19 protein-coding genes are annotated in these 24,627 nt (G+C 65.1%); 7 read left to right on the top strand and 12 right to left on the bottom strand.

Going from position 1 to position 24,627, the window contains the following annotated elements:
• Nucleotides 1-179: 179 nt before the first annotated feature.
• Genes ACY69P_RS02035 through flgB form a run of 7 tightly spaced genes read right to left on the bottom strand, consistent with a single transcriptional unit; the run spans nt 180 to nt 6,191 of the window.
• The gene (locus ACY69P_RS02035; protein WP_459897683.1) at nt 180-1,490 is read right to left on the bottom strand and encodes a FliI/YscN family ATPase; all 1,311 of its coding nucleotides are present in this window, start codon (nt 1,488-1,490) and stop codon (nt 180-182) included.
• Nucleotides 1,491-1,492: 2 nt separating this feature from the next.
• Entirely contained in the window at nt 1,493-2,251 is a 759-nt protein-coding gene (locus ACY69P_RS02030) for a FliH/SctL family protein (RefSeq protein WP_459897611.1), read from the bottom strand.
• Nucleotides 2,238-3,233, bottom strand: coding sequence for a flagellar motor switch protein FliG (gene fliG / locus ACY69P_RS02025; protein WP_404846100.1), 996 nt, complete (start codon nt 3,231-3,233; stop codon nt 2,238-2,240). Before fliG ends, ACY69P_RS02030 begins: the two co-directional genes overlap by 14 nt.
• Entirely contained in the window at nt 3,233-4,843 is a 1,611-nt protein-coding gene (fliF, locus tag ACY69P_RS02020; protein WP_462326403.1) for a flagellar basal-body MS-ring/collar protein FliF, read from the bottom strand. The genes fliG and fliF overlap by 1 nt, the downstream gene beginning before the upstream one ends.
• A 37-nt stretch (nt 4,844-4,880) precedes the next feature.
• Nucleotides 4,881-5,318: a flagellar hook-basal body complex protein FliE gene (gene fliE, locus ACY69P_RS02015; protein ID WP_462326402.1), complete on the bottom strand. Its 438-nt coding sequence runs from the start codon at nt 5,316-5,318 to the stop codon at nt 4,881-4,883.
• A gap of 18 nt (nt 5,319-5,336) precedes the next feature.
• Nucleotides 5,337-5,777, bottom strand: coding sequence for a flagellar basal body rod protein FlgC (gene flgC / locus ACY69P_RS02010; RefSeq protein WP_459897605.1), 441 nt, complete (start codon nt 5,775-5,777; stop codon nt 5,337-5,339).
• A gap of 3 nt (nt 5,778-5,780) precedes the next feature.
• Nucleotides 5,781-6,191, bottom strand: a complete 411-nt coding sequence (gene flgB, locus ACY69P_RS02005; protein ID WP_462326401.1) for a flagellar basal body rod protein FlgB — start codon at nt 6,189-6,191, stop codon at nt 5,781-5,783.
• A gap of 350 nt (nt 6,192-6,541) precedes the next feature.
• Here flgB and ACY69P_RS02000 point away from each other — a divergent pair, with 350 nt between their 5' ends.
• From ACY69P_RS02000 to hflX, 3 genes are all read left to right on the top strand, one after another.
• Nucleotides 6,542-7,105: a tetratricopeptide repeat protein gene (locus ACY69P_RS02000; protein WP_404846105.1), complete on the top strand. Its 564-nt coding sequence runs from the start codon at nt 6,542-6,544 to the stop codon at nt 7,103-7,105.
• Nucleotides 7,106-7,340: 235 nt separating this feature from the next.
• Nucleotides 7,341-7,940 carry an IMP cyclohydrolase gene (locus ACY69P_RS01995; RefSeq protein WP_459897601.1) on the top strand — a complete coding sequence of 200 codons (600 nt, stop codon included), beginning with the start codon at nt 7,341-7,343 and terminating at the stop codon, nt 7,938-7,940.
• A 265-nt stretch (nt 7,941-8,205) separates the two neighbouring features.
• Nucleotides 8,206-9,852, top strand: coding sequence for a GTPase HflX (hflX, locus tag ACY69P_RS01990; RefSeq protein ID WP_462326400.1), 1,647 nt, complete (start codon nt 8,206-8,208; stop codon nt 9,850-9,852).
• Here the strand turns inward: hflX and ACY69P_RS01985 are convergent.
• From ACY69P_RS01985 to asnB (ACY69P_RS01975), 3 genes are read right to left on the bottom strand one after another with little or no spacing between them, the layout of a single operon-like run.
• Entirely contained in the window at nt 9,782-10,951 is a 1,170-nt protein-coding gene (locus tag ACY69P_RS01985) for a glycosyltransferase (RefSeq protein ID WP_462326399.1), read from the bottom strand. The genes hflX and ACY69P_RS01985 overlap by 71 nt on opposite strands.
• A 19-nt stretch (nt 10,952-10,970) precedes the next feature.
• The gene (locus ACY69P_RS01980; RefSeq protein WP_462326404.1) at nt 10,971-13,142 is read right to left on the bottom strand and encodes a tetratricopeptide repeat protein; all 2,172 of its coding nucleotides are present in this window, start codon (nt 13,140-13,142) and stop codon (nt 10,971-10,973) included.
• Nucleotides 13,142-15,160 (bottom strand): asparagine synthase (glutamine-hydrolyzing), encoded by a 2,019-nt coding sequence (gene asnB / locus ACY69P_RS01975; protein WP_462326398.1) that lies wholly within the window; start codon nt 15,158-15,160, stop codon nt 13,142-13,144. The genes ACY69P_RS01980 and asnB (ACY69P_RS01975) overlap by 1 nt, the downstream gene beginning before the upstream one ends.
• Nucleotides 15,161-15,389: 229 nt before the next feature.
• Between asnB (ACY69P_RS01975) and ACY69P_RS01970 the strand changes: the two genes are divergently transcribed.
• From ACY69P_RS01970 to asnB (ACY69P_RS01955), 4 genes are read left to right on the top strand one after another with little or no spacing between them, the layout of a single operon-like run.
• Nucleotides 15,390-16,574 (top strand): glycosyltransferase, encoded by a 1,185-nt coding sequence (locus ACY69P_RS01970; RefSeq protein ID WP_462326397.1) that lies wholly within the window; start codon nt 15,390-15,392, stop codon nt 16,572-16,574.
• On the top strand, nt 16,565-17,548 hold the full coding sequence (locus ACY69P_RS01965; protein ID WP_462326396.1) for a D-glucuronyl C5-epimerase family protein: 984 nt from the start codon (nt 16,565-16,567) through the stop codon (nt 17,546-17,548). The genes ACY69P_RS01970 and ACY69P_RS01965 overlap by 10 nt, the downstream gene beginning before the upstream one ends.
• A complete protein-coding gene (locus tag ACY69P_RS01960; RefSeq protein WP_462326395.1) occupies nt 17,545-18,693 on the top strand; it encodes a radical SAM protein in 1,149 nt (382 codons plus the stop codon). Before ACY69P_RS01965 ends, ACY69P_RS01960 begins: the two co-directional genes overlap by 4 nt.
• The gene (gene asnB, locus ACY69P_RS01955) at nt 18,666-20,486 is read left to right on the top strand and encodes an asparagine synthase (glutamine-hydrolyzing) (RefSeq protein ID WP_462326394.1); all 1,821 of its coding nucleotides are present in this window, start codon (nt 18,666-18,668) and stop codon (nt 20,484-20,486) included. Before ACY69P_RS01960 ends, asnB (ACY69P_RS01955) begins: the two co-directional genes overlap by 28 nt.
• A gap of 1,701 nt (nt 20,487-22,187) precedes the next feature.
• On the opposite strand, the gene ACY69P_RS01950 is transcribed toward asnB (ACY69P_RS01955), so the two are convergent.
• Nucleotides 22,188-23,948, bottom strand: a complete 1,761-nt coding sequence (locus ACY69P_RS01950; RefSeq protein WP_462326393.1) for a hypothetical protein — start codon at nt 23,946-23,948, stop codon at nt 22,188-22,190.
• Between the two features lie 100 nt (nt 23,949-24,048).
• Nucleotides 24,049-24,627, bottom strand: a 579-nt coding sequence (locus ACY69P_RS01945; protein WP_462326392.1) for a class I SAM-dependent methyltransferase, incomplete at its 5' end; no start/stop codon positions are given.

The raw sequence follows: 24,627 nt of genomic DNA, 5'->3' as shown, positions 1-24,627 counted from the left end.
GTCAGGGGTGACGACGGTGCCATACAAAGCCGCCCGGTCTGTGCGCAAATGGGATATCTAAGGGCCCGCGGCCCTTAGACCGCCGGAGGCAAAAAAAGCCCCGCCCCCCCAAAAAAAGCCCCGCGGTGAAACCACCACAGGGCGCATTCTGCACTCCATTTGTCGCCACAGCGGCGCGCCTAGGTCCCGACGAGGGACGTGAGGGCGCTGAAGCTGTCGTCGAGGGTCGCACCTGCGCCGACCTGCTGCTGCAGATATTCCCGCTGTGGGCCGATGAGGTCGAGGGCGGCGTCGATTTCGGGGTTGGAGCCTTTGGCGTAGGCGCCGATGTTCACCATGTCTTCAACGCGGTTGTAGGTGGCGAGATGGCGCACGAATTCCTGCCCGGCCTGCTGCACGGCGTCTGGCGTGACGTCGCTGCGCAGTCGGGAGATGCTCTTGAGCACGTCGATGGCCGGATAGTGGCCTTGGTCGGCGAGGTCGCGGGTGAGCACAATGTGGCCGTCGAGGATGGAGCGCACGCCGTCGGCCACGGGTTCGTTGAAGTCGTCGCCGTCGACGAGAACGGTGTAGATGCCGGTGATGGTGCCCTTGGACGAGCGCCCGGCGCGTTCCAGAAGCCTCGGCAGCTGGGCGAAAACGGAGGGCGTGTAGCCGCGCGTGGTGGGCGGCTCCCCGGCGGCAAGGCCGACTTCGCGGGCGGCCATGGCGAAGCGGGTGACGGAGTCCATCATAAGGAGGACGTCCTTGCCGTCGTCACGGAAATACTCGGCGATGGTGGACGCCGCGTAGGCGGCGCGCATGCGCACAAGGGGACTGTTGTCGGACGTGGCGACCACGAGCACAGAGCGCGCCATGCCTTCGGGGCCAAGATCCTTTTCGATAAATTCAAGCACCTCGCGGCCACGCTCGCCAACGAGGGCGATGACGTTGACATCGGCCTTGGTGTAGCGGGCCATCATGCCCATGAGGGTGGACTTGCCCACGCCGGACCCGGCCATGATGCCGACACGCTGGCCCTTGCCGAGGGTGAGCAAGCCGTTGATGGCGCGCACGCCAACGTCCAGCGGCTCGCAAATGCGCGGCCTGTCGAGGGGGTTCAGCGGCTCGGCGTACAGGGGATAGTAGCCGGAGGCGGCAATGGGCGCGCCGTTGTCGAGGGGCGTACCAAAGGCGTCGATGGCGCGGCCAAGGAAATTCTTGCCAACGGGAAACAGCGGCGGCGTTGAGGTGTTTTTGATAAGCGAGCCGGGGCGAATGCCCCGCATTTCGCCGTAGGGCATGAACAAACACGCGCCATCGCGAAAGCCCACCACCTCGGCATAGATGGCCTTGTCGGATCGGCCCTCGGGGAGCAGCTCGCACACGGCCCCAAGGGGCGCTTTGATGCCGCGCCCTTCGGCGATGAGGCCGACGACCTTGCTGACCTTGCCAAACACCTGACAGGGGTTGGTATCCCTGAGCAGGCTGATGCAGCCTTGCGGATTCAAACTCACTCGGATTCCCCGTTGTCGATGCCAAGCTGGGCAAAAATGGGTTCTACGGAGGCCCAGCGGCTGCCGATGGAATTGTCCACCATGCCTTCCTCGCTTTCGAGGACCATGCCGCCGGGTTCAAGGGACTCGTCGAGCTTGATGCCCCACCGTTCCAGCGTGGGATGCGCGGAGCGCGCTTGGTCCAGCAGCGCCTGCAGAATTTCCTCATCCTCGGGGCGGATGCGGAAGACGAGGCCGTCGTGGGTGTCGATGGCGTCGAGGGCTTGATCAAGCAGCGAGGCCATGACCTCTTCGCGGCGCTGGTCGAGTTCCACGGCCAGCAGACGCTCCACGGCAATGCGCACGAGGGAGACAATGTCCTCACGGTGATTCTGCCAAATCTTGCGGCTGTCGCGGTCGACGGTTTCAAGGGCGCGGGCGAGGGTCTCGGAGGTCTGCTGCACGGCGGCGTCAAGCTGGGCCTGACAATTCGCGGCGGCTTCCTCCATGGCTTCCTGCGCGGCCTTTTCGCGAATCTCCTGCGCCTCGCGCATGGCCTGAGCGAGAATGTCCTGCGCCTTGGCCGTGGCTTTTTCCTGCACGCGGCGCATGTATTCCTCTTCGGTCGTCAGGGACCAGCCCTGCGACTGCTCACTGCCGCGCAGTTTATTGAGCTCCTCCTCGGAGAAGCCCTTGCCGCCCACGCCAACGATGACGCGGCCGCCGGAGCGGCCTGCGTCCTTATTTTCGTTGTCGTTGTGCTTAGACAAAGACATCTCCGCCTCCGCGGCCGATCATGATGCGTCCCTCGGTTTCGAGGCGCCGCACAATCTTGACGATGTTCTGCTGGGCCCCCTCCACTTCGGAGAGGCGGACTGGTCCCATAATTTCGAGGTCTTCGCGGATCATTGTTGCCGCACGTTCGGAGAGGTTGCCGAAGAACTTTTCCTGCAGTTCCTCGGTGGCACCCTTGAGGGCCTTGGTCAGGTCCTCGTTGGCGACCTCCTTGAGCAGTTCGCGGATGGAGCGGTCGTCCAGCCCCTTGATATCCTCGAACACGAACATGAGGTTTCTGATGTCCTCGGCCATCTGGGAGGATTCCTCTTCGATTTCGGAGAGAACCTCTTCCTCGGTAGCGCGGTCCACGGCGTTGAGGATTTCGGCAACGGCCTGAACGCCGCCAACCTTTTTGCCTTCCTTGCCGCCCATGGCGATGAGCTGGCTTTGCAGCACCTTGTCCACTTCCATAAGCATCTCCTCGGCCACGGCTTCCAGCCGTGCCAGACGCATGAGGATTTCCGGACGCACACCGGCGGGCAGTGCCTGCAACAGGTCTGCGGCCTGATCGGGATGCAGGTGGCCGAGTATGAGCGCCAGCGTCTGCGGGTGCTCGTTGCGCAGAATCTGCGACAGAATGCGCGGGCTGACGTTCTCCAGTTCGCGGAAGGGCGCGGGGCCGGAGTCCAGATCCAGTGCGTCGAGAATGTACTTGGCCGTCTCGGAATCGAGGTTGCGGGTCAAGAGCTTCTTGACGGTATCTGCGCCGCCCATGAGCATCTCGGCATTGAGAATGAGCTGATGATGATATTCACGCAGGACTTCTTCCACCTGCTCCTTGGGGATGGTTTCCATCTCCACCATTGCTTTGGATATCTGGGCGATGTCTGCGCGTTCGAGGCGCTTGAACACCTCGGCGGTGAACTTCTCACCCATGGCAAGCATAAGGATGGCGGTTTTCTGCGCTCCTGTGAGACTCATTATGCGGTGGCCTCCTCTTTGAGCCATGTCTTAATGATGGCCATTGCGCCATCCATGTTCTGTTCAGACAGCTGTAAGGCATGCGCTCTGATGTCGTCCAGCTTCCGCACGGCTTCGAGGTCGCTCTCTTCGTCGTCGCCTTCCACGAGGGCGATGCGGCCCTCGCCTTCGGGCAGTCCGGCAATGCCTTCCACGCCTTCCACCTCGGTCTTGGGCCGGATAAGGGCCATGACCACGGGGCGAACCACAAGGATAAGGAAGAGGAAGATCAGCAGACCGTTGAGGAACGGCTTGCCCAGACGCTGCACGTATTCCAGAACCAGCTGGGCGAGGTCGGGACGGATTTCCTGCTCGGGGCCGCCAAAGGAAATGCTGGAGACCTCGATGGTGTCGCCGCGGATGGTGTCCAGACCAACGGCGTTGGAGACAAGCTGCTGAATGCGGTCCAGTTCTTCCTGCGTTCTGGGCACGAAGTTGAACTCGCCCGTGGGCTCGCCGTCGGCGTTCATGACATCCTGATACACACCGTCCACGATAACCGCCACACTCAGACGGTCAAGCTCGCCGATGGGGGAAACGATTTCCTGCTCGACCTTGTTGATCTCGTAGTTGGTGGTTCTGGTCTCGCGGGTGGCCTCCTGATTGGAGATGGCGTCGCCCGGGCCTTCGCCGCGGAAGTTCGGCTCATCGGCACCGGCATTGAGGTTGGCTGCGCCCTGCTGCGTTTCCTCGCTGCGCTGCTCGCTTCGCACCACGGCGCTGTCGGGGTCGTACTCTTCCTTGCGGGTGGTGGTCCGGCTGAAGTCGAGGTCCGCGTTAACCTTGGCGATAACGCGGCCGGGACCATACAGCGGAGACAGCATCTGCTCAATGCGCAGCTCAAGGGCGCGCTCCACGCTCATTTTCTGTTCCAGCTGCGTGGTGGACAGCGCCTCGGATTCCTTGGGGGAGTAGATGATTTCGCCCTTGGTGTCCGCCACGGTAATGCGGTCCGTGGACAGGCCCTCAACGGCCATGGACACAAGGTTGACGATACCCGTGACTTCATCGGGCTTCATCTTCTCGCCCTGCTTCAGCTTCAGGACAACGGACGCCGACGGATCGCTCTGCTCCTCAATGAAGAGGGTCTTGTGCGGCAGCACAAGGTGAACGCGGGCGCGCTCCACCTGCGGGAACTCGGTGATGGTTCGCGCCAGTTCGCCCTGCAGGGCGCGCTGATAGTTGATGCGCTGGACAAAGTCGGTCTGGCCGACCTTGACCTCGTCGAAAATTTCGAAGCCGATGCCCTGCCCGTGCACCTTGCCCTCGCCAGCCACCTTGAGGCGCAGGTCATAGACCTGGTCTGCGGGCACCATGATGGTGGTGCCATTTTCGGTCAGCTTGTACTCAACGTTCTGCTTTTGCAGCATCTGGACGATATTGGATGCGTCCTCGGCGTAGAGCTTGGAGTAGAGCACCCGGTAGTCCGGCTGGTTCAGCCAAACAATGAGCAGAAAGAAGGTGATGATCACCATCCCGGCCAAACCGGCGACCAGCACGCGCTGTGAGAGGGTCGTCTTTCCCCAGAAAGACTTGGCTCGTTCAAGTGTGTCATTGGCGAAGGAGGGCATGAAACGGCTCCGTAGTATTACGTGTGGCTAACAGACGCTAGAAGTGCATCTGCGACAGTTTCTTGTAGGCCTCCATGACCTTGTTGCGCACGGCGGAGGTCATCCGCATGGCGACACCGGCCTTCTGGAGGGAGATCATCAGTTCGTGCACATTCTGGGTGCGGCCGGAGGCAAAATCCTCAATCATGGCCTTTTTGTCGGCCTGCAGTTCGTTCACCTTGGTCAGGGATTCCGTCACCGTTTCGGAAAACGGCTTTTCCACTTCCATGAACTGCTTGGCCAGCTCCTGCGCACGGGCGGCGGTGATGGGCTCGTCCAGCCGCTGCTTGCGTACGGCGGTATCCACGGCCGTGGCAAAGCTGGAGGAACTCTTTTCCGTCTTGGCCACGTTCGGGGTGGCGTTCAGGCCATTAATGCTGCCTGTTTGCATGGCACTGCGGTAGGCGCTCAGGCCAACGCTGCGAATATCAACCATTGTTCTGCTCCCTTAGCGCTAGCGGCCGATTTCCAGGGCCTTGTTAAACATGCCCTTCACCGACTGGATGGAGGTGACGCCAGCCTCGTAGGCTCTGGTGGCGGTGAGCATGTGGGTCATTTCCTCAACGACGTTGATGTCCGGGTAGGACACGTAGCCCTGCTCGTCGGCATCGGGATGACCGGGTTCAAAGACGCGCTTGAGGGGCCGGGAGTCTTCGGCAATGCCGAGGACACGGCTGCCCTGCAATTCACGCGTCATGGTGTCCTGCATGACCTTGGAAAACGGCGAGTCCACATCGGTGGACGCGCGAACCACGCTGCGCCTGCGGTAGGGGCCGCCCTCGGGCGTGCGCGTGGTTTTGACGTTGGCCAGGTTCATGGAGATAACGTTCATGCTGGTGCGTTCCGTGGACAGGCCGGATGCGGCGATGTCCAGTGCTGTCATGAAATCCGCCATGACTTATCGCCCTCCTTCAGAGATGACTTTGTTCAGGCCCGCGAAGTTCTTCTTCATCACGGTGGTCAGGGCGTTGTACATCAGGGTGTTCTTGGCCATGACCGCCATTTCCTTGTCGAGGTCCACATTGTCCTCGCCATGGATGACGCGATGCTTCAGTTTCTTCACCAAATCGGGGCCAAAGGAATTGGCATCAAAAACGTGCGGGATATGGTCCTTTTTCGTCTTGGTCACTTTGCCCTTGGCGTCGAGGTCGAGAGCAGCCTGCAAGTCCTCTTCGAATTCAAGGCGGCGGGCCTTGTAGTTCGGAGTGGTCAGGTTCGCCAGATTGCTCATGACGACATTTTGACGCATAAGCCGCATGTCCAGGACTTTTCCGGTCAGGTTCAGATGCGATCCGAAAAGGCTTTTCATTGCATGTTCCTCCTACATTTTCGCCGCATACAGCATGCGGCACCCCGGCGCAGGGCTCTCCCCGCACACCTTGAGGCACTGTGACCAAAGCAACGGATGTGCCAATACGATTAACACGCTGATATGATTGGAAAAGTGCAAAGATTCGTCATTCCACCGCCCAGTGCCGCACCAAAAAAGCGTCAAAGAATCATGGCTGATAGCGCAGCTTTTTGGCATGTGCGTTGCACACAAAAAAGCACCGGGCACGAAGTTCCGGACCGTAAGACAGGCAACCTGGCCCGAAATCTGCATATGGTTTAGTGCCGGAAAATTTTGACCCTACAGAGTCCCACGTGGAGGGGAAAACAATGAGTAACCATCTGGATTACGAGATCAACAAGGAACTTGGAGAGTGCTATCTCTTCATGGGCGACCTCGAAAAGGCGCGCGAGTATTACGACAAAGCCGTCTCCTGCAACGGCGTGCACCCCGACCCCTATCTGGGTCTGGCCACCATCGCCGTGCAGCAGGGCGAGCTTGAAAAGGCGCTGACCCTCTACCGCAAGGCCGCCGATGTGGCTGCGGACGACAAGTCCCTCGCCGGCATGGGTCTTGTGGAAATGGAGCTCGGACGCAATGACGAAGCCTTCGGCCACTTTGTCGAAGCCCTCGAAAAGAACCCCGAGAACCTCATCGCCATCTTCATGCTGGTGCAGCTGGGCCATGCGCTGGAGCGCATCGAAGAAACCCTGCCCCACATGGAGAACTACCTTGCCATTGATGCCGACAAGCACGACGTGCGCTACTCCATGGCGGGTTGCCTGTCGTGCCTTGGCCGCAATGACGAGGCCAAGACGCACCTTGAGAAGATTCTGGAAGGCGACCCCACCCACGAGGCCGCACGCGAACTTCTCGACCAGCTTGGGTCATAACGGAAAAGCCGCCGCGCGTGACGTTCTGGTTCCCTCCCGAACTCCCGCCTTCCGGCATTTTCCGATGACACTATAATCTCCCCTCCCCGCTTGGTTCCCCAGCCCCGACCAGAGCTGCTGGGGCTGGGGTGCCAGGCACCCCAGCCAGCGGGAGGCGGAGCCGTCTTGCCTTGCCTCGCGCCACAATTTCTGGCACAGCCTCCCCAACAGATAACCCTTTCAGCGAGGATTCGACATGGAGCTTGTGCCAATCCGTCGCGCCATTTTGAGCGTGACCGACAAGACGGGACTGGTTGAATTTGCACGTTTTCTTGCCGACAACGGCGTCGAACTTTTCTCCACGGGCGGGACGCGCCGGATGCTTCTGGACGCAGGACTCACCGTCCACTCCGTCAGCGACGTGACCGGCTTTCCGGAAATCATGAACGGCCGCGTCAAGACCCTGCACCCCCACATCCATGCCGGCATCCTCGCCGACAAGGACAACCCCGACCACATGAAGACCCTTGGCGAGCTCGACCTCGCCCCCTTCGACCTCATCTGCGTCAATCTCTACAACTTTGCCGAAGCCGCCAAACAGGGCCTGGACCTCAAGGCCGCCATTGAGCAGATTGACATCGGCGGGCCGTGCATGCTGCGCGCCAGCGCCAAAAACTTCCACTCCGTGCTTGTGGCCCCCGGCCCCCAGCACTACGAGCGCATCACCGCCGCCCTGTCGGAAAACGGCATGCAGGCCCCCCTTGCCCTGCGCAAGGATATGGCCGCCGCCACCTTCCGCCAGACCAACCGCTACGACGGCATGATTGCGGACTACCTTGAAGGCCGCGACGCCTAGCGGGCCGCCATAATGACGACGCCACAACGCCCCGGGCCAGCATATGCTTGCGCCGGGGCGTTTTTTTGGCGCGGCCCTGCGGCGCGCCTTGCCTGCCGCGCCGCGCCAACGTATACAGAAGGGGAAACCACGCGCGGCCCCATGGCCGCGAAAGGGAGACAAGACCATAGCCGCAAAAGTTCAGGGCAACACCCAAGGCCTCAAGCCCAGTCAAATCAAGGCCATCAGCCGACTCTATACCCGCCGCTACCCCAATGACGGGGGCATGACCCCAGATCAGGCGCGGGAACTCGCCATCCTCTCACGCGGCATCAGCCGCCAGATCGCCCTGCTCATCGACAGGCAAGGCAAGCCGTTTATGGTGCTGGTGGGCGACCCCGGCGGCATCTATATCCCCGACATTTCCGGGGCACGCCGCGGCGCGGGGCGCCTGCGCGGCCTGCGCCTTGTGCACACCCACCTTGCGGGCGAAGGCCTCACCGAGGAAGACCTCATGGACATGGTCTTTCTGCGCCTTGATGCCATCACCGCCCTGACCGTGGACGACATGGGCGGGCCCGTGGATGTGTTCGACGCCACCCTTATGCCCCCCAATGACGAGGGCAAAAGTTACCGCCGCATGGGGCCTGTGCCCTACCACCGAAACCACATCGACTATCTGGCGCAGGTGGAAGCCCTTGAGGACGAGTTGGCGCGCTCCGGCGCGGTGCTGACCACCGGCGGCGACGCCTCGGGCAAGCGCGACAGGGCCATCCTTGTCAGCGTGTCCACAGCCCCGCGTCCGGCGCAGGAAATCTCCCTCACGGAGCTGGCCGACCTTGCGGACACCGCCGGGCTGGACGTTGGCGGCACCATGATTCAGCGCGTGCGCGCCCTGAACCCCAAAACCATCCTCGGCAAGGGCAAGCTGGCGGAGCTGGAGGTCACCGCGCTGCAGGAAAACGCGGGCGTCATCCTCTTTGACCAAGTGCTGACCCCGGCGCAGATGCGCAACCTTGCCGACGTGACGGAACGCAAGATTCTGGACCGCACCCAGCTGATTCTGGATATTTTTGCCCAGCACGCCACCACCCGCTCCGGCAAGTTGCAGGTGGAGCTGGCCCAGCTGCAGTACACCCTGCCCCGGCTTGTGGGCAAAAACGGCGCGCTGGACCGCTTGATGGGCGGCATTGGCGGACGCGGCCCCGGTGAAACCAAGCTGGAACTGGACCGCCGCCGCGTGCGCGAACGCATAACGCGCATCAAGAAGGAACTCACCGGCCTGCGCAAACGCCGCAAGGCCACGCGCATGCGCCGCGCCAAGGCCGGGCTGCCGGTCATCGCCCTCGTGGGCTACACCAACGCGGGCAAGTCCACCCTGCTCAACACCCTCACCCGCAGTGAGGTGCTGGCCGAGGACAAGCTCTTCGCCACCTTGGATCCCACCACGCGCCGGCTGCGCTTCCCCGAGGAGCGGGAAATCATCCTCACGGACACCGTGGGATTCATCCGCGAACTGCCCGACGAACTCAAGGAAGCCTTCCGCGCCACCCTTGAGGAACTGGACGCCGCGGACGTGCTGCTGCACGTGGCCGACGCAGGCCATCCCGAGCTGGAAACCCACATCGGCGCTGTGGAAGACATCCTGCGCGACATGGACCTTGCGGACATTCCGCGCATTCTGGTGCTGAACAAGTGGGACAGCCTGGACGACGAACAGCGCATGCTCACCCACAATATGTACCCGGACGCCATCCCGGCCTGCGCGCAGGACCGGCCCTCCCTGCGCCCCCTTGTCAGCGCGGTGCTTGCCAAAGCCTTCCCCGGCTGGCGCGAGGCCACCACGCAGGACTGGGACCCCATCACTCCTGAGGACGATGCGCCTTCGAGCGATGCAGAAGCGGATGAAGCGTTTCCAGAAACCGGCGCATAACCGGCACATAATCAATATGCTCCCGCGCCGAGGCTGACACCTCGGCGCGGGGGACATCCCGCGAAAGCCTCGCAAACTCCAGCACATCATCCCACTGCCAGTCCGCCCCAAGACGGTGGTACCACGGATAGTCCTCCGGCAGGGCCGGGTCCGCACAGCCCGCAGCCACAGGAATGCCGCGCGCCAAGGCGTCGCGTACCTTGATGGACGAGCCTTGGGTCAGCCCCACCCGGTGCATGGCCATACTGCCAAGGCAAATGTCCGCCGTGGACAGCAGGCGGTCCACCTCGTTGCGCCCCAGCACGCCGTGCCACGCAATGCGCGACAGCCCGAACACCCGCTCCCGCAGGCGCTTGTCCATCTGTCCGGCGATGTGCAGTTCAAAGGCCGGCGCGGCAGGCGCCTTGGCCATGCGCTCCAAAATCACATCCAGCCCGTGCCACGGCTGAAACTCCCCGGCCACCATCACAAGGCGAAGCGGCCCGCCGCGCTCCACATAGCCGCCGTCGCTTGGGGCAAATCGGTCAACCTCAATGGCATTGGGATGCACCAGCCAGTGGGCGTTGCCCGCCCGCCGCGCCTCGGCCTGCGCGATTTCTGGCGTCACTCCCGCTATGGCCAGCGCTCCGGCCTGACGGCGCGGTCCGGTGACGCGCTCCACGCACGCGGGCAATCGCCCGCGCAGTCCCATTTCATTCACGGCCAGCGTGTGGTGCAAAAAAATGACGTTCTCGCGGTGGCGCAGAGGCGTGCTGACAATCTCGCCGGGATAATACCGCGCCACAACCACGTCATACTCCGGAGCAAGACGCTCCACTGCCCTGTTGAACGCCCCCCGCGCCGGACCAAGATTCAGGGTGAGCGCCCGTCCGGACAGCGAAATGCGCCCCCCGCGCCCGGGAAAAGTCCCAAGGAGCGCGCGCGGCACATCGGGCATGATGATGTTCACCCCGTCCCGGCCATACTCCCAGTGCTGGGACACGACGTACACGTCCCATTCGTCACCGCTCAGCGCCCGCGCCGCGCGGGCCTCGTCCATGCGTTGCCGGGCAATGCCGGGATAGTATTCCAAACTCAGCGATATATGGGCCAGTCGCACACTGCCTCCCGTTGTCCACCTATGCCAGATTTCCGGCCGTATCCGCCGCTGGGCCAAGGGCCGCAAGGCTCTGCCGCGCCCCATCGTGCTCCGGCGCGCAGGCCAGCGCCATATCCAGCAGCCCCCGCGCCTCATCCACGGCGCGCTCCATGGAAAAGGCCACCGCCATATCCACCAGCGCATCCGCGCTAAAAGGATTCACCGCCAGCGCGCGGCGGAAAGACGTCATGGCCGCGCCGCGCTCGCCCATGGCAAAGGCGGCCTCGCCCCGCAGAATAAGCGCGCCCACGTCCTCGCCGCAGTGCGCTAAGGCCTCGTCCAGCAGCTTGGCCGCCGTCCGGGCGTCGCCGCGCTCCATAGCTTCTTCGGCCCGCAGTACCCCAAGCGCCGCCGCTTCGCCCGCATCCTGCGCCGACGCGGCCCGCTCTTCGCGCCACTGGTGGCGCTGCGCGCGGGGCATGTCCAGCATCTCACGGCGCAGAGCGGCCTCGGCGCAGTCCGGGTCCATGCCCAGCACGCGGTCAAACCGCTCCCGCGCCAGCGCCATATCCTTGGCGGCCACCGCACGGCGCCCCTCCTCAAGGAGCAGCATCCGCCGCTGCCGCACATCCAAACGGTACAGCGCAAACTCATGCGCAGGCGCGCCCGGTTCCGACGCCGCCACCTGAAACAGCCGCTCCGGCAGGTACGTCGCGCAGGCCCGGCGGCTCACGGCCTGCACATCCCATTCATCCTGCACCTTGCGGTTAAAGAATAATAACAGTTCCGGCGGGTCATCGCGCAGCAGACCAAACAACCACTGCTCATAGCGCAGCCGCCCGCCGTGCCCGTACAGGAAAAAGAGCGGGCGACCAAAATAATACCGCTGCGCATACAAATACATGGCCGGATGGTCGCCCCAGACAAGCAGGCGCTCGCCGGGCCGGGCGACGTCGCCAATCTGGGTGCCAATATCCTCGGCCAATCCATAAAACCCCCACAGCGACAGGGAGCCGTCAGGATTCAGACCCAGCGTGTCGCGGCTGGCAAAGGGACGCATGCGGATGCCCAGCCACACGGCCTGCGCCACCAGCACCGCCACCACACCTGCGGCCCACACGCCGCCCATAGCAAGCCCCGCCGCGCCAGCCGCCCCGGCCCACAGAGCCACGGGCAGCCACAAGGGATTCAGGTGCGGCGTAAAATAATTCTGCTGGATGAGAAACGTCAGAAGCAGCGCGCCAAAAAGATACACCGTCAGCGCCGTGCCCCAATCAAGGCGCAGGGGCCACGTTGCCAGCCACAGCACGGCCAAGAGCACTATCCCCGCGCAATCGCGCAGGCTCCAGCGCACGTTGGTCCAAAGGAGCGGCAGCCGCCTGCCGCGCGACTGGTCCGCGGCCATGCCGATATAGCTGTCCCCTTCCTCGGCAACCTCGTATTCCCACGAGCCGATGGCCTGATTCCACAGCCGCCGTGCGCCGGGCAGATGCAGGCGCTCCAACAGGTACAGCGCATATTCCACAAGGGGGAGGGTCAGATTCAGCACATACTGCCGGGGCGAGGTGCGGTGCACCAGCGGGATGATGGCGACGGGCGCGGCCATGACCAGCCCCGCGCCAAGGACGAACCACCCAAAGCCCGCCGAGCCGCTTGGAGCAAACAGCAGCGGCAGAGGAAGCAGCGCGGCGCAAACAAGACCCGTTATCTTGATGTGCACCATCCACGCCCCCATACCACCGGCCACGGCGCACAGGAGCGGACTCCCCGTCTGGAATCCGGCCACCCCGCACCCAAGGCCTATGGCAAGGGGCAACAGCGACACATGCTCGCCATAGGTCAGGGCAAACAGCGTGGCGGGCATAGCCACCACAATCAGCAGCGCCGCCCCGGCCAGCGCCCCGGCGCCCGGCCCAAAAACCTGCCCTCCGGCCCACAGCAGGGCAAGGCAGGTGGCAATCATCCACACGGCTTTTGCGGCGTAGAAAAAGGCAGGGTCACGGCGCGGGAAGGCCCGTGTGGCAAGGGCGGATAACCATTCAATGCCAAAGTAGCCCACCGTATGGAAGCCGCGCTCCCACAGCCGCGCGCCCTGCTCCTGAAACATGGCAAGGAAGAACCAATTCCCGTCATCCTCGGAAAAGGGGCGCAAACGCCAATCACGCAGCACCAGCCACCCGGCGGCGCCAAGCACCGCACCAATCAGCCACATCACGCCGCACCTCCCGCGTCAAAGCTGACGTCGAACTCCTTCGCCCACAGAGCAAGGGACAGCGCCCGCCACAATTCCGGCCGCCACGGCCCACCGCCAAGGGCGGCGCCAAGGGCCGCCTCAAGGCGCCCACTGTGCACAACCCCGGACAGCCTGCCGCCCCGGAGCACCTCCGTCACCCAGTCCGTGCCCGCGCGCAGCCACGCGGCGTCCGGGGCGACAAAGCCAACTTTGTCCCGCCGCTCCAAGACTGGCCGCAGGGCCGCTCCAAAGCTCCCGGCAAGGGCCTCACGCAGCACGGCCTTGCCGCGCCCATCCGGCCCAATGCGCAATTCCTCCGGCAACGACAACGCAAAGCGGACCACGCTCTCCTCCAGAAACGGCACCCGGCTCTCCACGCCACAGGCCATGGAATTGCGGTCGGCGTAACGCAACAATTCCGGCAGGATGGTGCGCGTTGCCGCCAGCGCGCACTGGCTGCGCAAGTACTCTGGACCACACGGCGCCGCGTCGGCGCATAGCGTCACGCCATGTCTGCGCAGCCACGCCGCGTCCACCCATGGCGGCAAAAGCGCTGCGCCCAACGCGCGGCGGGCGGCGGCCTCCCAACCCGGAGGGGCAAGAATTTTCCCGCACCGCAGGGCAAGGTCCCGGCGCGAGGCACCGGGCAGGCTGCCCGCACGCCACCAGAGCCCCCCCGCGCGGGCAAAGCGGCCAGTACGGCACAGCGTTGCCAGCCGCGCCGCGGCAAAGGGCAGGTATCCCGCCAAAATTTCATCTGCCCCCTGACCGTCCAGCACCACCCGGATGCCGCTCTGTGCGGCCTGCCGCATCACGCAATACTGGGCATAGATGCTGGCCGAGGCAAAAGGCTCGCCATGCAGCCGCACAAGCCGCCCTATGTCCCGGCGCAGGGCGTCGCCATCTGCTGTAACAAAACAGGGCCTCACGTCTGCGGCGTTCGCGGCGGCCTCGGCCCATTGCCGCTCACTCAGCGCCGGGTCCTGCGCGTCAAAGCTAAAGACGGGGAAATCCATATCCGGAGCATGACGGCGCATGGCCATGACAACACCAGACGAATCCAGCCCCCCAGACAGCGCCGCGCCAACCGGCACATCGCTCCGCATATGGGCCGCAACGCTGCGCAGAAACAGCTCGCCAAAACGCCGCGCCGCGCTCTCCAACGGCATCTTGACCAGCCCAAACCCTTTCGGAGTCCAGCGCCGGGAGGCATGGCGGCGCAGCCCGCGGCCTCCCGCTCCCGGCAGGTCCACGCGCAGGGTATGCCCGGCCGGCACCCGATAAATCCGCGAAAAAAACGTCCGCTCTCCGCCATCCGTCGCCTGCGCGGCCAGATACCGCGCCGTCTGCAGCGCATCCGCCCGCGCCCGCATCCCCGGCAGGTGCAGCAGCGCCTGCGGCTCCGACGCAAAGGCAAACCACGGCTCCCCAGCAGCCCAGTACAGCGGCTTGATGCCCAGTGCGTCCCGCCCAAGGGTGAGGGTCCACCGCGCCCGGTCCACAAGGGCGTAGGCAAACATGCCCTGCACTTCCCGCAGGGCGGCGCGGCCACGCCGCGCCAACAGCCGAAGCAGCACCTCGGTGTCCGACGTGCCAAAAAACCGCTCCCCTGCGTATTCAAGCTCGGCGCGCAGGGCGTCTGCATTGTAGATTTCGCCGTTGTACACCAGCCAAAACCGCCTGTCCGGCGTACACATGGGCTGATGTCCCGAGGGCGTCAGGTCGATGATGGAAAGGCGACGGTGGGCAAGAAAAACTCCCGGCAAAGAGGCCGGAACGGCCTCCACGGCACCCTGCGGCGCAAAGGGCGCGCCGCCACCGCGCACCGCTTCGGGCGTTGCCTCGCCCCATGCGGCATGGGCCTCACCGCTCGCGGCAAGCATCGCATACCCCTCATCATCCGGGCCACGATGCGCCAGCGCGTCGGCAACGGCCCGGACAGCCCCAAGCCGCCGTGCATTCCCCCCTGCGCATACTACGCCAGCGATGCCACACATCGTGAGCCTCCCGAAATTTTTCAAGATTCTCAAAAGTAGCCGCGCACACGCATCAGGTCAAGGCGCTCCGGCAAAACACACGCATTCCATGCGCCATGGAGCTGCCACAGCATGCGTGCGGCACGCCCATGCCCACAACGCCATGCCACGCAGCGCACAATACAGCATCTTTTGCGTCAAAATCCCGCCCCGCTTGTCTCTTTTCCGCGTGACATGCTAACATATGAGAATGCTCAAGAATCCCCCTTCACCCCAGGATGCGTCCCGCCCTATCGTCAGCATCACGCCCCTGTCGCTGGACCGCGACAGCAGGACGCTGAAACAGGCGCGCGCCGCCGCGCATTTCGGGTGCCCCAGTGTGGTGACGCAGGCCTGCCCAGCCCAGCGAGACGTAGACGGCCTGACGCTGCGCGCCGCCGCGCCCTGCCGCGAGGGCGGGGGACTCATGGGCATTCTGCGCCGCTACCTGTGGCAACTGGGCATCGCCACCTACCGCGCCACGCCGGCAGGTGCGCGCCTTTACCACCTGCACGCCCCGTATCAATTCCCGGCGGTGTACCTGCGTGCGCGCAAAGCCCGCGCCCCCCTCGTCTACGACGTGCACGACGACTACACCCGCATGGAGTCCCACAGCGGCGGCGTCCTCCACTCCCGCCTCCTCGGCCCCGCCCTTGCGCGGCTGGAGCGGCTGTGCATCCGCAAGGCCGCCGCCGTGGTCACGGTGTGCGAAACCATCGCCGCCTCCTATGCCCGCCGCTTCGGGGCGGATGTCCTTGTGGTGCGCAACAGCCACGACAGCCGCACCGACGTTGCCCCTTCGCAGACCCTGCGGGAGGTCTGCGGCATTACAGACGCGGACACCCTCGCCGTGGTCATTGGGCAAGCCAAGGCAGGCCGCGCCACAGGCGCCCTACTTCGCGCCTTCGCCACGCTGCCACACAACGCGCACCTCGCCTTTGTAGGGCGCGGGTATGAGGCCTTGCGTGACGCTATTGCCGCCCATGGCCTCACCGGGCGCGTGCACCTTGTTCCCCCGGTTGCACCGTGGGAGGTGGTCCCCTTCATCACCGGGGCCGATGTTTCGCTCATCCTCTACACACCCATAAACGACAACTACCGCGCGTCCCTGCCCAACTCGCTGTTTCAGAGCTTTGCGGCCGGGCTGCCGCTCCTGTACCCGGACCTGCCTGAAATCCGCCGCCTTGCCGAACACTACGACGCGGGCCTGTGCATTGACCCGCACGACGAGGCCGCCCTTGCCACCGCACTCCAGACGGTCTTCACCGACACAGAGCGCGCCCAGCGCTTTGCCCACGGCGCGGCGCGCGCCCATGAAGACATAGGCTGGCACAAGGAAGAGCGCCTGCTTTTGGACCTTTACTCACGCCTTTTGGCGGAGGACGCATGCTCTTAGGATTCAACGCCGCGTTCCGCCTTGAATACGACATCACCCCCCGCCCCATGAGCGAGGGGTATCCCCTCACGGCTTCGGGCCTTTGGGGCATCACTCCAGAGGGAGACGGTCCATGCTGCCGCGTGGAGGATGGCGTGCTCCAGCGCTTCTACCCCGGCCTTGGCTGGCAGGTGAACCCGGCCTATGTGGCCTGGTGGGGCCTGTGCAACCTTGACGGTGCGGCCGAGGACCCGGCAAAGCGCGCCCGCGTCTGCGCCGCGGCGGACTGGCTATGGCACAACGCCCACGACCATGGCGCCTTTTCCGCATGGCACTATACTTTTCCGTGGACCCACGGCGGACACCAGCTGAGCGCGCCATGGGCCAGCGCCCTCGCGCAGGGCCTTGGCGCCAGCCTGCTTCTGCGGGCCGGACGCCTTGAGGAGCGCGAAGAATGGCGCGGCCTTGCCTTCCGTGTGCTGGAGGCCTTCCGCCACGACATCGGTTCCGGCGGACTGCGCACATGGCTGGGCGGCGGGCCGTTTTATGAGGAGTACCCCACCTCGCCCCCGACGTATGTTCTGGATGGATTTTTGTTTGCGGCCATTGCCTGCGCGGACCTGAAGGCCGAAACAGGCGACGGCTCGCTGCTCTCCGGCGCTGTGGATACGCTGGAAAGCGCCCTCATCGTCTGGGACTGGAACGGCTGCTGGAGCCGCTACGGCGCGCACGGCCCGCTGTGCTCGCTGGAATACCACCACCTGAACATTGCCCTGCTCACGGCCCTTGCCGATGTGCGCCCAAGCCCGGTGCTGCGGCAAACCGTAACCCGGTGGACGCGCTTTCGCGCGTCCTGCCCCCTGCGGATGCGCATCCTTGCCGCGTACTATGCGTCCAATGTCCGCTACACCCTTGGGCCGGGCGGCGGGCTGACGGCCTTTGCCGCGCGCAAAGCCCGCGAATGCACGGCCAACCCCCACGGAGACAGCGCATGAACACCCAGCAGATGCTGCGCCTTGCCCGCACGGCATGGAATGATCCGCCGCTGGCCTCGCGCGCGCTCAAAAGCCGCACCGCCAGCATGCGCTACCACGTGCCCGGCCTGCTCACCGCGCCGCCGCCTGCGGTGGTGTACGTGGCGGTGAACTCCCGGTGCAATCTGCGCTGCCGCATGTGCGACGTTGGCCTTGGCGACGCCGCCACCCCTTTTCATGACAAGCTGGCCGGTCCCGGACGGGATATGACCGTTGATGAATTCCGCGCCCTTGTGGACTCCACGGTGGACTTTGCCCCGCTCATTTCCATCACCTCCACGGAGCCTCTGCTGTGGCCGGGACTGTGGGACGCTCTGGAGCACACCGCCCGGCGCGACATGCACGCCGCCCTCACCACCAACGGCGCGCTATTGCCCCGCATGGGCCGCGACCTTGTCCGCGCTGGCCTGCGCAGCCTCAGCGTCTCCCTTGACGGCCCACCCCGCATCCACAACGCCATGCGCGGGGTGCCCAATTCCTTCCAAAACGCAGTAGAAGGCCTTGCCGCCGTGCAGGAAGAAAAGGCCCGCCTCGGGCGCGCCATGCCCTCCATCACCGTCAATTGCACCATCACTCCGGAGAATTCCGCCTCCATCTCACAGCTGATGCCCCTGCTGGCGGACATCGCCCCGAACCTTGTCATCTACTCGCACATGAATTTTGTCACCGAGGCGCTGTCTGCGGCGCACAACACGCTGTTTTCCCACATTGGGCCCAGCCGCCCCATGTGCGTTGCGGGCATGGACCCTGCGGCGGTGGACCCGGCCGTCCTTGCGGAGCAGTTTCAGCGCATTCTTGCCGCGCCCATGGGAACGCCGTTTCTCATTACGCCGCATGTGGTGACGCAGGAGGACATCGCCGCCTACTACGGCGAGCCGTTTACCCCCTTTGGGCACCGCACCTGCTATGTGCCGTGGAAATACGCGCAGGTGCTGGCCGACGGACGGCTGACCGTGCTCACCCGCTGCTTTGACGTCAGCTTTGGCAATGTGTTTGAAACGCCGCTGCCCCGGCTGTGGAATGGAGACGCCATGCGCGCCTTCCGCGCCGCCCTCAAGGAGCACGGGCACTTTCCGGCATGCATGCGCTGCTGTGGGATGTTTTAACCATGTGCGGCATTGCAGGACATCTGGGAACGCACCGCCCAACCGAAGCCACCCTGCGCGAGGCCCTCGCGTCCATCGCCCACCGCGGGCCAGACGCCGAGGGCACATGGTTTGGCGACACCATTGCCCTTGGGCACCGCCGCCTTGCCGTCCTTGACCTGACGGACGCCGGACGTCAGCCCATGCGCCGGGCCAATCTGGCACTCACCTTCAACGGCGAAATCTACAACTATATTGAACTGCGCGACGAACTGCGCGACCTTGGCTACCGCTTCCACTCCCGCACGGATACGGAGGTCCTGCTCACGGCCTACGCCCACTGGGGGGAGGCCTGCCTCACGCGCCTGAACGGCATGTTCGCCTTTGCCATCTGGGATGAGGAGCACCGCACCCTATTTTGCGCGCGCGACAGGCTGGGCATAAAGCCCTTCCTCTACGCGGCCACGGACACGGACTTCATCTTCGCCAGCGAGGCCAAAACCGTGCTGCGGCTGCTGGGCGCGCCTGTGCCGCCGGATACGGCGGAAATTGCAGCGTGGCTGACCAACGGCTATTCCCGCTCGGACCGCACGTGGTTTCAGGGCATTCTCAAGCTGCCGCCTGCCCACTGCCTGACGGTGCGCCTGACTGGCGGCCGCGTGCGCCAGCACCTTGCCCGCTGGTGGTCCCTGCCCGAAGCCGCAGAATCCCGCGTGGACCCAGCGGAAGTCCGCCGCCTGCTGGATGCCTCGGTCCGCCTGCGCCTGCGCAGTGACGTTCCTGTAGGCTTCCACCTCTCCGGCGGCATCGACTCTAGCTCCATCGTGGCCCTTGCCGCTCATGCGGGGCATACGCCCGTGACGTTCTCCGGCTACTTTGAAAACGCGCCGCGCTATGACGAGCGCCCCCACATCACCGAAATGCAGCGCGCCTTCGGCCTGCGCCACCATCAAACCGCCATCACGCCCGAGGGCTTCAAGCACGGCATCACGGAGATGCTGCGCCTTATGGACTACCCGGAGGCCGGACCCGGCGCGTACAACCAATTCGTCCTCAACCGCCTGATGCGCGAAAAGGGCATTGTCGTTTCCATTGGTGGTCAGGGCGGGGATGAGCTCTTTGGCGGCTACTGGCACCACGTCACCGCGCACCTGCGCCATCTGCTGCGCGTGCGCAGCCTTGGCCCCCTCGCGCGCGACCTAGCCCTGCTGCTGGCCAGCCCGGTCTTTTTGGGCGAGGCCCTGCGCGCCCTGCGCCGCCGCACTCTGCCCGGCGCGCCCAGCCTGCTGGCGGAGGATCTACGCATCCCCCAGCCCGACGCGCCCCCGCGCCGCGCCACCATCGGCGAGCGCCTGCGCGACGACGTGCAGCACTACCTGCCCGCGCTCCTGCATGTGGAGGACCGCACCAGCATGGCGTGGTCCATTGAATCGCGGGTGCCGTTTCTGGACCATACGTTGGTGGAGTATGTGTTTTCCTGCGCGGCCACCAGCCACATCCACGGCGCGCGGCTCAAGGCCAGCCTGCGCCGGGCCATGAAGGCCCTCGTCCCGCCGGCCATTTTGCACCGCAAGGACAAACGGGGCTTTAATGCCCCACTTGGGGAATGGTTTGCCGGGCCGCTGAAGGGATGGACCAATCAGACGCTGCTCGGGGAGGGAGCCCTTGCCCCGCAGACAATCCTGTCCCGGTCTGCTCTGGAGGAAATGCTGCGCCACCATGCCCTGCCGGATCGGGACCTGTCCGACGCGCTGTGGAAGGCCCTCGCCATTGAGACGTGGCTGAATATCTACCGTCCACGCCTGCTGCTGTAGCCGTGGCAGGGCACTGCGGCGCGGCGGCCCCGCCCGAAATCTCTCCGCCCCGATCATCCTTCTCTGCATCACCCCCTTTTGGGGGAGCCTCTTGCGGATGTGCCGCTTCGGGGAGGTCGTCCTCTGCGCCGTCCTCTTCCCGCACCTCAAAGACGCCCGCCCAAATATTCGGCGCGGCCTTGTACTTGGTCAGCCGGTAGCCCTTGCGCTGCAGCAGTTCCACATACGCGCCATAGGTCGTGCCCACCGCCCCGCGCGAGGGAACCAGCAGCACCACCTGCTCCGGGTCTGTGGCGATATAGGCCGCCACCTCCGGGTCCGGCTCGTCCTCGCCATAGCGCGCGCCCCAGCCAAGGGGCAGGCCCGTGCGCACAAGCTCCGGCGCGCGCTGCAGAAGCACCGGCTTTTGGAACGCCGCGTACAGCACCGGACGAAAGCCCGACTTCTGCACCACCCGCACCACGGAGCGGTTCGCCTCCCGCGCGCGGGTCAGACTCTCGTAATTCTGCTTGATGAGGTACAGCCCGGCCACGGCCACCAGCACGCACAGCGCCCCGGCCATATGGCGCGACATATCCGGCTGCATGCGCTGCACCGGGGAAAACGTTGTCGCGAGGGTCAAAAACATGGGCAGCAGCATGGCGTCGGCGTAGCGCAGGTTGCCATAGGGGAACTCCCCCACCAGCCCGCCACAGGCGATAGCCACGCCATACACCACAAGGTACAGCCACACGAACCCCGCCCGGGGCGTCAGCCGCCCGCGCCGCCAGCGCGACAGCGCCACGGCAAAAGCCGCCCCCATACACGTGCCCGCCAATATCTTGAGCACAAACAGGCCGCCGCGCATGGTCATCACGCCGTCCACACTCTGGCGGAAGGCTTGGAGCACCATAATCAGCCCGCCATGCACCACAAAGCGCGCCGCCCCAAGCACGCCGCCGTCCCCAAAGCCTGAGGAGGCAAAAAAATACGCGCGCATATCCGGGCGGCTCTCGTACCCAAGGTTGGTAAAGGGAAAGGCCAGTTGCACCGCGCCCACCGCCGCAGGCAAAACCAGCACAGGCCACATCCCGCCCACAAGGGCAAGGACGCCGCGGACGCTGCGGGTTCTGGCGTCGCGCCACAGGCGCATCAGCCCCGCGCAGGTCATGCCCACCGCAACGGGAACAACAATGGTCAGATTGCAAAACACGCCAAGCAGCAAAAACGCTGCGCCATGCCCCACCCGTTCCGCGCGGGTGAGGCCGCGCTCCGACAGGCGCAGAAAGATGAAGAACAGCCAGCACCCCACCCCAAAGCTGACGCCGTAAGTGATGACGGGAAACCGCGCCACATGCAGGGCGTGAGTGGCAAAGGCCATAACGCCCAGCACCACGGCGTGCAGTTCAAAGCGCCCCGGCCACGCTCTGGCAAGGCCCAAACGCACGCCAAGCAGCGTCACCACAGCCACCACCGTGGCCGGAAGCACGTAGCACCACAGCTCCCCGCCAATCAGGCGGTGCACCACCCAGTAGTACAGGCGGGCGGACAGAATATACGCCCCGCCGCTGGCGTACTCCGCAAAGGGGCCGTCCACGCCGCGCATAAGGGCGTAGGCGTCGTAGCTGAACATATCCGCATGCAGCTGCACCAGCCGCGCCCCGACTCCAACGCCAAGGATGGCCGCCACAGCCCACGGCCACAAGCCGCCCGGTGCGCGCACTACGGCCCCCCATGCCCGCGCGGCGACACCCGCACGGCAAAGACATGCAGCGGCGTGCTGGGCGCATGGCTGTAGCTGTAGCGCACCCCGCGAAGCTCCGGCTCTATGGCCGCCGTGGTAAACACCAGCCGCGCGTCCACACGCGCGCGCTCGCCAAGGCGCACCACACGCCCACGCTCCACACCGTCAAGGAGCGCCCGCTCCAATCCGGGCAGGCCCACCGGTTCCAGCCACGATGTGCTCCCGGCTTCGCTGACCACCACATGCCGCACCCCGTACCGGAACCGGAACACGCCAAGCACGTCCTCCTCATGCTCCGGGGGCACGGCGTCCCACAAATACATCATCCGCCGCCCGTCGCCGTCGAACAGCGCCAGCATGGGGTCAAACACCAGCACGTTGCCGATGTCCTCACGGCTCAGCATCCCCTCAAGGGACTCCAGATGCTGGCGGCGCACCGCGTTCTGGCGGATGTTCTCCGCGTCCCACGGGGCGGGGGTATTCATACCGCGGAAGCCATCCCGCAGCGCATAGGTCCCCAGATACTGCCCACGGTAGCCAATGTCGCTGGCGGAATGCACCACGCTGAGCATGGCAAGGGCCGCGCAGGCCAGCGCAAAGCGCACCAGCCCCGGCGCGCCGCTGCGCGAAAGCGCCATAAACAGCGGGGGTACAACGGCGGTCAGGAGCATGGTCTCGTAGGTGAAGCGCGGATGCGGCAGGGCGTGGGCCGCAGCGGCCACGGCAAGGGGCCACAGCAGACACAGGAGGACGGTTTCCGCGCGCCAGACGGTGGACACCTTGGCATCACGCGGGGTGATGCGCAGGCCAAGGAGCATGATGGCGCAGACCACACTGGTGGCCATCATATCCGCGGCCTTGCCCTGCCAGCTACTGCGCAGGTAGGCAAACGGCCCCTTGGTGACCATATCCTGCAGCCGCTCCCACAGGTCCCCCACCAGCGCGCCAACACTCAGGCGTCCCGCGCCCTGTGTGGCGTCGATATGCATCAGGCCCCTTGCCACCGCCCAAAAGATAACGGCGCACACTCCCGCCGCGGCCGCGCAGGCAAACAGCAGCTGCCACCACTGGCGCACGTTGTGCCGCGCCAGCCACAACAGCAGCAGGCACCCAAAGCCCGCCATGCCAAAAAGGAAAGGAATCTGGTTCACATACAGCCCGGCAAGGGCCACGCCGCCCGCCACAGCCACCCGCACCGCGCTGCCCCCAGCCACACTCAGCCCGGCGCAAAAAATAAACAGGCTCATCCAAAACAGCCCCGCCGCGTCGTAGCGCGCCGCCGACCCCACATAACAAAACGAGCGCAGCATCACGAACATATACAGGCACGTCAGCGCCCCCACGGCGAGGACGCCCCAGTCCATGGGCCGCACCCGGCGCGGCATAGCCACCACCAAGGCGCACAGGCACAGGGCAAGGGACGCCGCGTTCAGGCCACGGGACATGATGCGGGCGCGGGGGATGCGCTCAAGCGGCTGGGTATGCTGCATGACCAGCCCGTACAGATACTGCGTTATGGGCATCAGCACCGCCACGGGCAACAGGCGCGGCTCGCCGTCGGCGCGGTAGCCGTAGCTGGGGTGCCCACGCTCGTAGCCCATGCGGGCCATGGTCATGGACATGGTCTCGTCGCCGGTATTGGGGGTATCCACGGTGGGGACGTAGGCATACAGGAGCGTCACCGCCACGGCCACGGCGCAAAGCGCCGCGCAGAGCGCCCGCTGTGCACCGCGAGTCATGCCCGCCTCCCACGCCCAAAAGTGCCACGCAACGCGCAGGCGCAAAAAAGCCGGGAACCCGCACCACACATAGCCGCATAACCAATTCCTGCGCGCCGCATCATCGCCGCTTCTCCCCATGGCAGCACAGGGTCAGGCCAACGGGCACCCGCCAGCCGCGCCGCACCACCTGCCGCTCCGCCGCCATAGCGGCGGAGAAGACCCACTCCACAATGCGCGGCGGATGCGCAATTTCCGCCGTGGTTGCGGCCGCGCCGCCACCGCCGCGCAGGCGCTCCCACGCGGCAAGGACGAGCGCCGGGGGCAGGCCAAGGGCGTTGAAACACGTCCCCTCCACACCAACAAACCCCGCGTGGCGCATCATGGTCTCCACCCCGCCGGGCGAAAACCGCCGCGCGCCAAGCCCCGCCGCATCATGCCCGCGCATCAGCCACGAGTACGCCGGTTCCGTGAGCAGCAGCAGGCCGCCGGGACGCAGCACCTGGTGCGCCTGCTCCAGCACATCCTGCGGCGAGGGCACCCACTGGTGGTAGAGCACGTTAAACAGCGTCACCACGTCAAAGCTCTCGGCCCGAAAGAGGCGGGACAGGTGCAGGGCGTCCCCGCACACCAGCGCGGCGCGTGGGTGCTTGGCGCGGGCGTGGGTCAGGGCGTAGCGGGACCGGTCCAGCCCCACCAC

The organism is Desulfobaculum sp. (genome assembly GCF_054921475.1).
This window is presented reverse-complemented; position numbering and strand designations above follow the sequence as displayed.